This window comes from Steroidobacter denitrificans (genome assembly GCF_001579945.1).
Lineage (GTDB): Bacteria > Pseudomonadota > Gammaproteobacteria > Steroidobacterales > Steroidobacteraceae > Steroidobacter > Steroidobacter denitrificans.
Map to the genome: position 1 here is coordinate 2,199,818 of NZ_CP011971.1, position 13,621 is coordinate 2,213,438.

The window sequence follows — 13,621 nt, forward strand, 5'->3', positions numbered from 1 at the left end:
GCTGAAGCGACTCCTGTTCCTGGAGGTTCCGGCAGCGACGGTTCGGACAGGATAATTTGATATGTAAAGTCGGTGTAGCCCTGGACGCTCAATACTTCACCCTGGGCGAGACCTGAAACGGCATAGGAAGCGCCGCTGCCGAGGGTAGCCAAGGTGCGATGGGTAGCAGCGTTCGGCGCCCCTGCGAACAATGCGGCAGTTCCTGTCTGAATCGTAATGGTGGTTCCATTGGCGACGACCGCCGGGAGATAGATTGTCTCCGATGTCACATAGCCCAGCCGATCACTCAACGCCTCAGCCGACGGCCACGCGATCGCATGAGCACTGAGCGACGGCCCCCAAGGGCAGGGACTTCCACTACACGACCAAGTCACGCCTTCCGAGGTACCCTGAATGCCGGTTTGCGCAAAGCTCGAGAAGCTCAGCAGCACCCCTGACAAGAAGGAGGTCAAGATAAAAGGAACATGTCGATGTCGGTTTTTCATACAGTTACTAAAAGCCGATGGTTACTGCCAGAGACCTAAAGCAAGTATCACGCCAATCTCGTTATAGCTAGGTTCCATGGGGTTTTACGGGATCTCTAGGAGGACTCGGCAAATCAGGCTGTCAAGAAAATCGACTACGGGAACATCCTGGCGAAACCAGAGGCAGTGCAACAAATGTGAAGTGAGTATCACTTCCGGAGACCTGACGCCTCGGCGCCTACCCGAACACATCGAAGTGTGTGATACACGATAGCGACAGTACCGCCTCGTTTACTTCACCATTTGATTTCACATCCCCGAACGCCGATCGTTTCTGACGTAATCATGTGGCCAAGCAATATCCAAATATCATCCATGATGGCTCTGCCGTGAACGAAATAGCTTATCTGCAGCCCGTCAAACGTCTTCTCTCGGCGCCGTATTGGGCGCTGCGCGGACGATTGGCCCAGTTTCCCGTGTGGCTTGGCGATGCTACAAAGGCTCTTGTCATACTGATCATCCTGAGGCCAGCGGCAGACTGGCTACCGCGAAACTGGGCCTTCGCGCTGGCCAGGCTGTGTGGGCGACTGCATGCTGCGACGCCATTCTATGGACGCGCCAAATGTCGTGCCGTCAGGCGGACCCTGACGAACGATCCGGCGGAAGCAAAGCGCTTGGCTGCCCGTATTCTATCGCGGCATTTCCTGGACTTCGTAATACTGCGGAGATATCTCAACGGTCGGGAAAATATTAAGGAATGGCCGGTCGTCGAATCCAATACACAGATCGTGGACACACTTAGATGCTCCAATTCGTCATACATCATCGCCCTCGGTCATTTCTCCCGGCATGCATTCATGTCGATGTACGATCGTCGCATTGTTCCCCAGCGGGTCATTTCGATCATAGACCCTCCGGTTCCAAGGTCCCTGAACCCCCAAAAAATATGGCTTCGCGCTCATTTCGGGCAGATGTGGCAATATCTCAAACACGAGCGGCCCGACATGCAGTTCGTGTCTCCTGGAAACAGCAATCTACTCAAGACGCTTATACGCGGCATCAGGGAGCCCGGTAATGCGCTATTTGTATCCGTGGATGCTCCATGGGCGCGTGATCGCTCCGGCAGCATCATACGACCGTTTGCCGGACGGAAAAACGCGAGCTTCGCCACAGGAACGGCAAGGCTATCCAGAATGACGCAATGTCCGATGGTTCTGTGCATTCCGTACCTAGACGATCGCGGTCAAATCCATCTTGACTGGGTCAGATTGATCGAGCCTCCCGATCCGAAGGATGCGGAAGCCGACGTTATCAATACCAACCTTCTACTCGACGATATCGAACGCGCTATCGGATTGTACCCTGATCAGTATGTCATCGATGTTCTCAAAGACAGGAGATGGGATGCCCAGGCACAGCGCTGGGAATAATCAATGAAAATAATGGATGCAACGTGCGAGAGCGGCACTGGAGAAACAGGCCAGGGGATTCGACCTCAAATCGTTCAATCGGCTGTTCTTCGAACCCTTGTGAGCCCACTGATCCCCACATACCGTAACCAGGCTGCATCCTCGTGACGGGCATCACATAGCATCCATTTGCACATGGCATACTGTTGCAATCGAGGTTTGTCCCTCGCTTCCTCGTCCAAGATTTTCCTATGAGTGACATGAGAACTGCTCACGCCGCGCCGGACATGACTCAAACCAGGTACCATACTCCGCCATGTCGGTTTTGCGGGCACGCATTGCATGTGAGTTTCATCGATCTCGGCATGTCGCCGCTTTGCCAGACACACATCACGGCCGAGCAACTCAACCAGATGGAGCCCTTCTATCCCTTGCATGCCTACGTCTGCGAGAAATGTTTCCTGGTGCAGCTCGAAGAGTTCGTCACGCCGGATGATATCTTCACGGAGTATGCGTATTTCTCCTCGTATTCGGACTCCTGGGTAGCGCACGCCAAGCGTTATTGTGAAGCGATGCAACAGCGCTTCTCCCTCGGGCCGACGAACCTGGCCGTCGAGATCGCCAGCAACGACGGGTACCTGTTACAGCACTTCGTTGCCATGGGCATCCGGACTCTTGGTGTGGAACCCGCCGCGAACATCGCCGAGGCAGCCAGAACGAAAGGTATACCGACGGTGAACCGCTTCTTCGGCCGCGACAGTGCCGCTGAGCTGCGCGCGGAACATGGTCCCGCCAATCTGCTACTCGGGAACAACGTACTGGCCCACGTTCCCGATCTCAATGATTTCGTGGCCGGCATGAAGGTCATGCTCGCCGACGATGGCGTCATCACCATGGAATTCCCCCACCTGCAACAGCTCATGGACCAGAATCAATTCGACACGATCTACCACGAGCATTTCAGCTACTTCTCGTTTACGACGGTGGAACGGGTCTTCGCGGCACATGACCTGGTGCTGTTCGACGTCGAAGAGCTACCCACCCACGGCGGCTCGCTACGTATCTACGGACGACATACCGCGGATACTTCGAAACCGGTCGGTACACGTGTGACAGCGTTGCGACAGCGGGAGGCCACGGCGGGTTTCACCACGCTGGCGAAATATACTGGGTTCAGCGAGCAGGTCAGGGAGACCAAGCGGCGCATCCTCGAATTTCTGATCGAAGCGAAGCGCGCTGGAAAATCCATCGCCGGCTACGGCGCTCCCGGCAAGGGCAATACGCTGCTCAACTATTGCGGAATACGCACCGACTTTCTGGACTTCACCGTCGACCGGAATCCTTACAAGCAAGGCAAGTTCACCCCCGGAACCCGGATTCCCATCCTGTCACCGGATGCCATCAAAGAGCGACGGCCTGATTATCTCTTCGTACTGCCTTGGAACCTGATCGACGAAATAGCCGCGCAGTGCGAGTACATTCGCGAGTGGGGCGGCCGGCTCGTGGCGCCGATTCCTACCGTACACGTGCTTTAACGAAATTGATGATTCCGGAATCATCTGGATCTGCATCGCAGCCGATGGACGTCTACGACCCCGCCTTGCCGCGCCGCCGAATCGTCCTCCTGACAGCCGCTGCCACTTGGAGCGGCGTCGAGGTACATACCTTGGGCCTGGCACGGGCGCTGCGAAAGCATGGCCACGATGTCGTAATCGTCGAACTGGGTCGTGATATCTATTCCGCCTCCTCGGGTCCCGAGTCCAGCAAGATCGTACGGGTCGATATTGGTAACGAGCCCATCAACGCCCTGTCATCCTCGTCATTTTTGACATGGGTAAAGCTATTTCGCAGGATCGACTGTGATATAGCCATCTCGATCAAGGGAACATTCAAGTTCGGCAGTCTCTCCATGGAGGCTGCTGCGCTCTGGTGCTTCAAGAAATTCATGGTCATCGAACACATGCAGGCCCCGCTCGGCAAGCGAACCCATACGAGATATCTCGGTGGCTTGATTCCTAGTGTCGGCCTATGGTGGTATCGCGGAAGATTAGCAGGATACTTGCGATCGATTGCTCCGCAAAAAATCATCTGTGTAAGTCACGCGGCAGCACTCACCTTGCGTGAGGACTACAGATATCCGCCAGCAAAGCTCGTTACCGCACATAACGGGGTTGACACCGACGTGTTCCTACCCGACGCCGCCGCACGGACACGAAGTCGGCAGAAGTGGAATATCCCTGACGATGCCTTCGTCTTCGGCTCCGTTGGACGCCTCAGTCCGATGAAAAACCACGTGCAACTCGTGCGCGCATTCCATCGCTTATGCACTGACGGTATTCCGCGGGATCTGCGGCTTGTCATTGTTGGTGAAGGTCCGGAAAGAGATTCGATCGAAATGATGATCCGTTCACTCCGCCTCGAGGATAAGGTTACGCTTGGTGGATTCTCCGCCAGCCCTGAGGCCATCGTTCCCGCGTTCGATGTATTTTGCCTCTCAAGTCTTCCCGGAGAGTCATTGCCACTGTCCCTGCTCGAAGCCATGTCGTGCCGGATTCCAGCCATCGCATCTACCGTAGGCGGCATCCCGGAAGTGCTAAGCAATGAAAGTCTCGGCTGGCTGATTCCACCCGGCGATGACAATGCATTACTGAATGCCATGCGCAAGGCTGCCATACACCCCCCTGTGTTGCTCGAGCAGATGGGTACAAATGCTCGCCAGGAAGTCCAGAACCGCTTTCGGGCCTCTGAAAAATGGGCAGAGCTGGTCGAGATCATCTGTCGATAGGCAGGAACTCACGTGTCATTCCGCCCGCGACGATATCAAGTCTTGTCACTGCCGCACTATTTCAGTGAGCTCTACTAATGAAGGCGGTCCTCATCACGCCCTATGGCGGGGCTAACCTGGGGGATGCCGCCATACAGGAGGCGGTGATCTACAATCTCCGTGCACGAATGGATGGAGTCGGCATCCGGATGGCGACGCTCGCGCCGGAACGCACCGAGGCTCTGCACGGAATACCTTCATTCCCCTTGACGGCACTGGAGATTCCCCACTATTCCGAGGGCATCCGGGCGCGGCTACTGCCGCAGCGGCCATCCCACGCGAATGCTGACCCCACGAAAGCCGACCAATCTTCGTGGCGTTCCCAGGCAAAAGCTCTGCTGCGCAAGATGCCATGGATCTTCCATGTGCTTCGCTCGGGCAAGCAGATCCTTCGGACGTGCATTGGATTTCCCGGCCTTTTATTCCGCGAGATGCGGCATCTGATCGCGGCGCAGCATTTCGCGCGTGGCGCCGACTATTTCATCGTGTCCGGGGGCGGCCAGATCGACGACTACTGGGGCGGACCATGGGGCCATCCGTATACCTTGATGAAATGGAGCTTCCTTGCACGCCTGACCGGAGCACGCCTCGTGTTCCTGAGCATCGGCGTATGCTCGCTGCAATCGGCGCTGAGCAGGCAATTCGTGAAGTCCGCCCTGCGACGTGCCGCCTATCGTTCGTACCGCGACGAGATTTCCAAAAGGCTACTGTCGCACCTTGCTTTCACGCTCAACGATCCCGTCTGCCCTGATCTCGCCTTCTCGTTTCCCCCTGCTCGCGCGCGGGTTCAGGCTCCGCCGCGCAAGGAACGGGTCGTTGGCATCAGCCCCATCGCCTATCTCAGGTCGAACTGGCCCAAGCAGGACGGTTCTACGTACGACGCATACATGCGGGCGCTGACGGCATTCGCCATCGGCCTCATCCGGCGAGGGTATGCTGTCGTGCTGTTTTCCAGTGACGGCGCTGACTGGCACCCGGTCCACGAAATGCATGCCGCCCTGTTGGCCATGCCAGAGGTAAATCACGACAATCTCCGTTCGGTGCTCCCGACAACCGTGGATGAACTGTTCGCGGTCCTGGCACAAGTCGACGTCGTGGTCGCCAGCCGGCTTCATGGCATCTTGCTGGCACATCTTGCGCACAAGCCCGTAGTAGCCATCTCGTACGATCGAAAAGTCGACACTCATATGGCTTACATGGAACAGACATCGTACCGCCTCGACATCCACTCGGTGGACGCGGCAGCCATCGACAGAACCTTTCAGGATTTTCTCGGACAAACAAAAGAAAACAGCCGCTCCGTGTCGGCATCATCCGCACGCCTGTCCGAGTTGGTTGCATCTCAGTACGATACGCTTATCCAGGCGTAGTACATGAGCACTTCAATCCCTCTGGTCAGCGTGGTGACCCCGTTTTACAACACCGACGCGTATCTCGCCGACTGCATCAAGAGCGTGATCGTGCAATCGTACGGGAACTGGGAGTATATTCTCGTCAACAATAAGAGTACCGATCGATCTGCGGACATTGCCCGTGAATACGCCCGGACCGATAGTCGTATTCGTGTCGTCGAGACACCTGAATTTTTGTCCCAGGTTCAGAACTATAATTTTGCCCTGCAACAGATCTCTTCGAGAAGCGCTTACTGCAAGATTGTCCAGGCCGACGACTGGATATTCCCTGAATGCATCTCGCGTATGGTCGAAGTCGGTGAAACTCATCCGTCGACGGGAGTGATCAGCGCCTATCGGTTGTGCGGCACGCAGGTCAGAAATGTCGGCCTGGATTGCAGGACGGATTTCTTCATGGGCCGGCGCGCAGGCAGGGCTCAATTGCTGCACGGGGGTAATTATTTCGGCTCTCCCAGTTCTGTCATGTTCCGCGCGGAAATTGTCAGAAAAATGCAGCCCTTCTACAGGGAGAACATTCCCTGTGAGGACACAGCTGCCTGCCTCGATGTGCTGAAGAACCACGATCTCGGTTTCATTCACCAGATCGGCTCCTTCGAACGTGAGGACAATCCATCCATATCGGCTCGCCTGCGCTTGGTGGACCCGGACTGGCTTTTGTCACGGTTCATCCTGATCCTCGACTATGGCAGGGATTTCCTGACCGAGGCCGAATTCAGCGAAACATTCGCCGGCATCCGACACGACTATTTTCGTTTTCTAGCCAGAAATACCTGGCTCTTCAGAGAATCCGCCTTCTGGACCTATCATCTGGAAGGGATGCGTTCCAGCGGTTACGTCTTTCGATATCGTTCCATGATCAAGCCGCTGCTCATGGAATTTGGAAATATGCTCGGCAATCCGAAAAACTCCATTGCGAGCCTGTTGGCACGAATACGTCATCGGGCCGGAACCTGAGCTTTTCTGGAACGAAATATCTCTCTGGAACTCAAATCAGATTCAAAATGACCGGTACACCGGAAATTTCCTTCGCCAGCCTGCCGCTCGTCAGCGTCATCATTCCCACATTCAATCGGGCATCTCTGCTGCAATCCGCCATCGAATCCGTACTCGATCAGGATGGCGTCAATGCCGAAATCGTCGTAGTTGATGATGGATCAACGGACAGTACCCCGGAAATAGTGCGTCCTTATGTCGACAGAAAACAGATCATTTATCTACGGCGTACGGAATCGAAGGGACCTGCGGCGGCGCGTAATCTGGGTATCAATGCCAGCCGCGGAGATTACATCAGTTTCCTGGATTCAGACGACACCTTGAGCAGCGACAGCCTGTACCTCAGGTTGTCAGCACTGCAACACCGGCCGGAGATCGGCCTGCTGTTCAGCGACTACGACGAAGCCCGCCTGGAGAATGAGGGTCGCGTCGTTTTCCGCCGGAATGCCTTGTCGGCTCGCGAGCAGTTGCAACTGGAAGCCCGCAGTCACGTGGAGGAAGTCGATGGACGCCTGCATCTCTTCTCCTCGACAATATTCCACGATCTGCTCGTGCTTCGCAGGCTCGTATGGACGGGCACGGTCATGATTCCAAGGCATGCCTTGCAAGCAGTAGGATCTTTCAACGAGACCCATCGGATCGCGGAAGATATCGATCTGTGGTTTCGCATCGCGCGCCGGTACAAACTCGCTTATCTGGATAAGTCCACAGCCACATATCTTCTGCATGGAGATGGCATCACCAATAATTTCGGCCTGTACTACAGTTCGACGGTTTCCGTCCTGTCGAATTTCCTGGCGAGCGCGGAAATACCGCGGACATACAAGGATAAGATCAAGAAGAAAATAGCCGCCTATTGCTACACTCTGGGCGCTCATTATCTTGCTCAAGCCGATTACGCCCAGGCTCGCCGCTATTATCGCAAAGCGTTGCGGCACGACCGGGGCAAACTCGGTCATTATGGGTTCACGCTCTTTACACTCTTGCCTGCTCCCGTCATCGATACGGTACGATCCTTGCGCCGCTCAGCAAGGAAGCGGCTGGGAACCGCCGGGAACTCCACTTGAAATCATGAATGCGCCCTGGTCGATTGAAATCGACGCACCCTCTTCGCCACGGTAGATCAGGTATCGCACGGCCACCCGGTTTTTTTTCGCCGGCATATGAGCAACCTCGACGAGGTAAGCCGTGGTCTATGGCTTCACTGCACTCAGGACGCTTTTTACCAGCTCTTTGGCCACCCGCAAGTCAGGTGGATGCCCAAACTTCAGAGCAGTCCAGATATGGCGCAATGCCCGTCCGGGAGCGTTGGGATGATCGAATTCGGCAAAGGCCATGTGAAAATTGGCAATCTGGCGTTCCAGCAGGCGGCGATTCTCCGAACTCGCCTCGTCCACAAGCAACTTCTCGCGGCTGGCGATCTTGTACTGCAGTATGTGTCCGGTACGCCGGGACATGTTGGATTCATGCATGCGGCGCAAAAAACCGGTCGCTGCGATGATCCCCAGGCCGCCATCACGGGCCAAGCGGTAGATCAAATCCAGGTCTTCACTCGCGCGTAGATTCTCGTCGAAGGGCTGCACCCGCTCGAAGACGGATCGACGCATCATGGGAGATCCGGCGATGGCATAGTTCTCGGTAATGAGAATCCGGGTCGCAGTATATGCATCGAGCAGGAACTCCTCCCCACCGTATCGCGCCGCCTCTCGACGCAACTGGTCGCAGGATGCAAAGTGGGTCTGCGACGCCTCGCCATGCTCATCGAAGTTGCGATAGTCCATCAAGACCGTATCACAGCCGGGGTTACGGCGTAGAAAATCGACCTGGCGCTGCAACTTGTCCGGCACCATGAGATCGTCTGCGTCGAAAAACGTTACAAACTCTCCCTGAGCCAGGCGCAACCCGTGATTTCGCGGCGAGGAGCAACCACCGCTGTTGGGCTGCCACAGCAAGGTAACCTTGGGTGCGTATGCTCGAACGACCTCAGCGGTGTTGTCGGTCGAGCCGTCGTCGACGACAAGTACCTCGGTCGCATCGTATGACTGTCGGAAGATGCTTTGGAGCGTCTCGCCGATCAGGCCCGCAGCGTTGTATGCTGGAATGATGACGGAAACGAGGCCAAGCCTGCTCACATCACCGCATACCGGCGCCACGGAATCCAATTCGCTGCGAGATTCTCCCTCCATACCTCCTCCAGACATGATGAACATACACTCGCAGTTTTTCGCGACGTGCGGCGATACGCCATGATATCGCCGCCGATACTCGCTGGTGTGACGCAACTCTGAAAAGGTAATACTAGCTTCAGTGTATATTGCGCTCAGCTGTCATCGCCGAAGTCAAAGTAACCCGCTTGGGCGAGGAAGACGACATTGATGATCATACGCAGCGCCGCATAAGCAAAGTCTGGCCAAGCGGTCCATTTCCAGCAGGCAGATTCTCGCCCGGACACCAGCAAGGAATATCTGACCACATGTGTGGAATCTGTGGCTTTCTAGGGGTTGGCGCAGGCTTCAATGAGGAGATGCTGCACCGGATGAATGCCCGCATCGTCCGTCGCGGCCCGGATGGCGCCGGCCACTATTTTGACAGCCGAGTCGGCCTGGCCATGCGCCGCCTGGCAATCATCGACCTCGGCGGCGGCCAGCAACCCATATTCAACGAGGATAAATCAGCCTGCGTCGTATTTAATGGCGAAATTTACAATTACCGGGAAGTTCGACGTCAACTTCAGGCAAAGGGACACCGTTTCAGCACGGACAGCGACACCGAAGTCATCGTGCACCTCTACGATGAATACGGCGCGGACCTGCCTAGGTATCTGGAAGGCATGTTTGCGTTCGCGCTCTGGGACCTGCGCAGGCAAACCTTGCTCCTGGCACGCGACCGGTTGGGAATCAAGCCCCTTTACATCGCCCGGCTTCCCCAGGGAGTACTGTTCGGATCGGAAATGAAATCGCTGCTGGAAACCGGATTGGTTCCCAATGACATTGATCTGCAGGCGGTCGATGAGTACCTCACCTACACCAATATCCCCTGCCCTCGCACCATCTACCGGGCCATCACGCAGCTTGAACCTGGCACCACCCTGACCGTCCAAACCGACGGCACCGCAACAGCAACACAGTACTGGTCAGTACCCGAGGTCTCCGAGGAATCCCGCTCAGAAGCCGAATGGATCCTCGCCTGTGAGACAAATCTACGTGCAGCAGTCGAGAGCCACCTGGTGAGCGATGTCCCGGTCGGAGCATTTCTGTCCGGCGGCGTGGACAGCGGCCTACTGGTCGCTCTCATGGCCGATATCCTGGGCCGGCCGGTGGAGACCTTCACCGTAGGCTTCCAGGGAGCCGGTTCTGCCTTTATCGACGAGCGCACGTACGCTCGGGCACTGGTGGAGCGCTACGGACTCAGCCATCACGAAATCGATACCACGCCCAACTTCGAAGAGATCGTCTGGGACATCGTCGAAGCTTTCGACCAGCCCTTTGCAGACGACTCGGTCATCCCATCCTACTATGTATCCAAAGCAGCCTCCCAGCACGTCAAGGTGGCCATGACAGGCCTGGGCGGAGACGAACTGTTCGGTGGCTACCGCCGGCATCTTGGACTGCAACTCGGAGAGTACTATGCCCGGATACCATCCTTGTTACGTCGAGGCCTCATCGAACCGCTCATCCGCCAGCTACCGGATTCGCGAAACTCCAGTGACACTATCGATCATTTGAAGCGCTTCATCCGTTCGGCCGGTCAGCCTGCCGAGCTTCGCTATCAGGACTCGATGGCAACGCTGGCCTGGGAGCAGCGCCGCAAGCTATTCACGCCCGATGTCACGAGTGCTATCGATTCCCGCATGACTTCCAATATCATCACCTCAGCATTTGGAAGCAATGCCGACGGTAGCGTCCTGGAACGGGCGCTTCGAACAGACCTGCGCACCTACCTGCTAGACGATATATTGACGCTGACCGACAGGCTCAGCATGTGGCACTCCCTCGAGCTTCGAGTACCTTTCCTGGACCATCGGTTTGTCGAGCTCGCCGGACGAATCCCGGCGAACCTGAAGATACGCGGCTCAATACAGAAATATCTTCTCAAGAAGATTGCGGAACGGTGGCTACCCCGTGACATGATCTACCATAAAAAACAAGGCTTCGAGGCACCGATGGGGCGTTGGCTACGGGGACCGCTGCTGCCTTTCTTCGATTCCATAGTGAACGCCTCCACTTTGGCAAACATAGGGCTATTCAATACCGAAGAAATACTGCGGCTGCGCAATGAGCATATCGCCGGACGACAGAAAAACAATAAAGTGCTGTTTTCCGTTCTGATGTTCTGCCTCTGGCACCAGCGTGCCAACCATCCGACTCCTGTCACCGCTTAGCCAGATCATGTCGAATGTTCTGTTCCTGACCTGGATTCAACATCGTCGCACGCGACATCTGTGCGAACGCCTTGATATTCCTCTGGTAGAACTAGTCTCTAAACGTAGAGGCATATTTCGCTACATAGAACTTACAATAAGAACACTTCAATCCTTGAAGACACGACGGCCACGCGTACTTATTGTTCAGAGCCCATCCGTAGTTTTATCTCTGTTATGCTTACTACTACGATCAGCTTTTCGTTATCGACTGATCATTGACGCGCATAACGAGGCTGTTGAGCCTTACCTGCATTCTTCGATTTTGATGCGATTTATTACCCGTCTGATTCTCAACAAATCCGATACTGTTATCGTTACGAATAAACAGTTAGCGAACCGCGTCGCCCAACAAGGTGGGCATCCCATCATCCTACCTGACGGTATACCAACCCCCCCTCCAGTAACAAAGATTAAGCTGAACGGCAGGTTCAATATTGTTTTGATCTCCACCTTTGCAGGTGACGAACCTTTCAATATCGTCGTAGATGCAATGCATCTAGCAGAACCAGAAATCCAGCTCTACGTCACCGGCAATCCAGAGAAACTAACCGAAAAAATACGTAACTCTCTTCCAGAAAATATAACTCTCACCGGCTTTCTTAGTGAAAATAATTACTGGTCAATCCTCGCATCTGCTAACGCAATCATGGATTTGACAACGATGGATAATTGTTTGGTCTGCGGCGCCTACGAAGCTATTGCGCTAGAACAACCACTATTACTCTCAAAAAACGCTGCGAGCATGGAGCTTTTCTCCGATTTCGCCGTGTTTACAACAAACACAACTCAAGGACTAATTTCGGCAATTAACCAGCTTCGACTTCGCCACCAAGACATCCGCACTGCCTTTCCAATTGCACGGCAACTTTTTGAAAAAAAATGGAACGCTCATGCGGAGGAGTTACTACGTTTAACTCGGCCGAGCGATTTTTAATGATACTTCTATTGTCGCCCACCGAGTAACGCATCGTATGCGCGATATAAACAACTTCTAACCTTCCCATCAACGTGCTGAACTGATCGAAGCTCAATACTTGCCTGGCTCAGGCGCTGCTTATAGTCAGCCTTCTTACCCTCGCCTGCCAAGAAGTCATATATTTTGACGCCATCATGCGCAGCATCCTCAATCGAAAATCCCAAGTGAAGCAATCCTAGAGAGAGTTTATTATCGAAAGTCTGATCAAATCCCATTTGCAAATTGTATTGTCGTTTTTCAATCCTGACGTCATATAAAATTGAGATCGGTCGCCCCCCTACTAGCAGCCGTGACATCCTTAATATTCCACGCTTCATAGCTGCTAAGATAAAATTAGAATGAAACTCCAACCTCTCACCGCTAAAGGCGGGACTTCCCCATCGGGTGGCATGCAATAAATTTAGCTCATGCAACGCATGTAGCGCTTCCTCTCTCGTGTTGATAAACAAGAATTCCACCCTTCCATGTCTTTCTAATCTGCGCCTCAAATTAAGAAGCGATCGCCGTGCAGAGGCGCTTATGTTCGATAAATAAACCGAGAATCCTCCATCGATATCGGCCTGATAACTAATTGATGCGTCTACGGATCGAGTATAACTAGCGCAGCCAAATCGATGCTCCAATGCCTCCACCCACATATTTGGGGCACGGGTGGAGACAATTATTATTTCAGGATGCGCATACAGTTCCTTGATGTATTTTATACAAGCTTTTTGAACACCAAGGTAAGCGTCCTTCGTAGCAACAATATCCAGATATTCGCTAAGTTGCACATCGGGATTCCGCCAACTCATTCCTACAAGCTGAACAGTAGTCGTTGGAAAAAATACTTTTCTCGACTCACTCCGACAATAAAATGGCGCGATACCGACCAGCATATCTTTACAATATATCGCCAGAACGCATAACTTCGCCTCGAGCTTCGATCCAAAAATACGCCACCATAACGTTGTCCACATCCAAGAATTAAATAGTGGATCAGCATTAGATGCAGACATGATGCGATGGTATTCTTTATCGGATGCAAGCCAGTCGACCTCGCTCCACCGCTCGACCCTGTAATCAATATCAGTCATCCAAGATCTCGACGCCAATGATTCGCACCAGATACGTATTCGCC

10 protein-coding genes are annotated in these 13,621 nt (G+C 54.3%); 8 read left to right on the plus strand and 2 right to left on the minus strand.

Features of this window, described 5'->3' with window-relative positions:
* Positions 1-811: 811 nt before the first annotated feature.
* The 6 genes from ACG33_RS10105 (at position 812) to ACG33_RS10130 (ending at position 8,169) form a co-directional block, all read left to right on the plus strand.
* Positions 812-1,894, plus strand: coding sequence for a hypothetical protein (locus tag ACG33_RS10105; RefSeq protein ID WP_066920887.1), 1,083 nt, complete (start codon positions 812-814; stop codon positions 1,892-1,894).
* Between the two features lie 266 nt (positions 1,895-2,160).
* Positions 2,161-3,408, plus strand: a complete 1,248-nt coding sequence (locus ACG33_RS10110) for a class I SAM-dependent methyltransferase (RefSeq protein WP_066920889.1) — start codon at positions 2,161-2,163, stop codon at positions 3,406-3,408.
* Between the two features lie 44 nt (positions 3,409-3,452).
* Positions 3,453-4,658, plus strand: coding sequence for a glycosyltransferase (locus tag ACG33_RS10115; RefSeq protein ID WP_066920890.1), 1,206 nt, complete (start codon positions 3,453-3,455; stop codon positions 4,656-4,658).
* 77 nt (positions 4,659-4,735) lie between these two features.
* On the plus strand, positions 4,736-6,067 hold the full coding sequence (locus ACG33_RS10120; RefSeq protein WP_066920892.1) for a polysaccharide pyruvyl transferase family protein: 1,332 nt from the start codon (positions 4,736-4,738) through the stop codon (positions 6,065-6,067).
* 3 nt (positions 6,068-6,070) lie between these two features.
* On the plus strand, positions 6,071-7,063 hold the full coding sequence (locus ACG33_RS10125) for a glycosyltransferase family 2 protein (protein ID WP_066920894.1): 993 nt from the start codon (positions 6,071-6,073) through the stop codon (positions 7,061-7,063).
* Positions 7,064-7,110: 47 nt separating this feature from the next.
* Positions 7,111-8,169: a glycosyltransferase gene (locus ACG33_RS10130; protein WP_066920896.1), complete on the plus strand. Its 1,059-nt coding sequence runs from the start codon at positions 7,111-7,113 to the stop codon at positions 8,167-8,169.
* A gap of 126 nt (positions 8,170-8,295) precedes the next feature.
* On the opposite strand, the gene ACG33_RS10135 is transcribed toward ACG33_RS10130, so the two are convergent.
* Complete coding sequence (locus tag ACG33_RS10135; RefSeq protein WP_066920898.1) at positions 8,296-9,288, minus strand: glycosyltransferase family 2 protein; 993 nt, start codon at positions 9,286-9,288, stop codon at positions 8,296-8,298.
* A gap of 167 nt (positions 9,289-9,455) precedes the next feature.
* Between ACG33_RS10135 and asnB the strand changes: the two genes are divergently transcribed.
* Positions 9,456-11,483, plus strand: coding sequence for an asparagine synthase (glutamine-hydrolyzing) (gene asnB, locus ACG33_RS10140; protein WP_157071747.1), 2,028 nt, complete (start codon positions 9,456-9,458; stop codon positions 11,481-11,483).
* A gap of 7 nt (positions 11,484-11,490) precedes the next feature.
* Positions 11,491-12,459, plus strand: a complete 969-nt coding sequence (locus tag ACG33_RS16145) for a glycosyltransferase (protein WP_157071748.1) — start codon at positions 11,491-11,493, stop codon at positions 12,457-12,459.
* 8 nt (positions 12,460-12,467) lie between these two features.
* Here the strand turns inward: ACG33_RS16145 and ACG33_RS15745 are convergent, their stop codons facing one another.
* Positions 12,468-13,577: a GNAT family N-acetyltransferase gene (locus tag ACG33_RS15745; RefSeq protein ID WP_083536708.1), complete on the minus strand. Its 1,110-nt coding sequence runs from the start codon at positions 13,575-13,577 to the stop codon at positions 12,468-12,470.
* Between the last annotated feature and the right edge of the window lie 44 nt (positions 13,578-13,621).

What these genes read in the sequence shown, in the direction of transcription:
- ACG33_RS16145 (WP_157071748.1), top strand. Translation starts at nt 11,491, where the DNA reads ATGTCGAATGTTCTGTTCCTGACCTGGATTCAACATCGTCGCACGCGA.
- ACG33_RS15745 (WP_083536708.1), bottom strand. Translation starts at nt 13,577, where the DNA reads ATGACTGATATTGATTACAGGGTCGAGCGGTGGAGCGAGGTCGACTGG.
- ACG33_RS10115 (WP_066920890.1), top strand. Translation starts at nt 3,453, where the DNA reads ATGGACGTCTACGACCCCGCCTTGCCGCGCCGCCGAATCGTCCTCCTG.
- ACG33_RS10125 (WP_066920894.1), top strand. Translation starts at nt 6,071, where the DNA reads ATGAGCACTTCAATCCCTCTGGTCAGCGTGGTGACCCCGTTTTACAAC.
- ACG33_RS10130 (WP_066920896.1), top strand. Translation starts at nt 7,111, where the DNA reads ATGACCGGTACACCGGAAATTTCCTTCGCCAGCCTGCCGCTCGTCAGC.
- ACG33_RS10110 (WP_066920889.1), top strand. Translation starts at nt 2,161, where the DNA reads ATGACTCAAACCAGGTACCATACTCCGCCATGTCGGTTTTGCGGGCAC.
- ACG33_RS10120 (WP_066920892.1), top strand. Translation starts at nt 4,736, where the DNA reads ATGAAGGCGGTCCTCATCACGCCCTATGGCGGGGCTAACCTGGGGGAT.
- ACG33_RS10135 (WP_066920898.1), bottom strand. Translation starts at nt 9,288, where the DNA reads ATGGAGGGAGAATCTCGCAGCGAATTGGATTCCGTGGCGCCGGTATGC.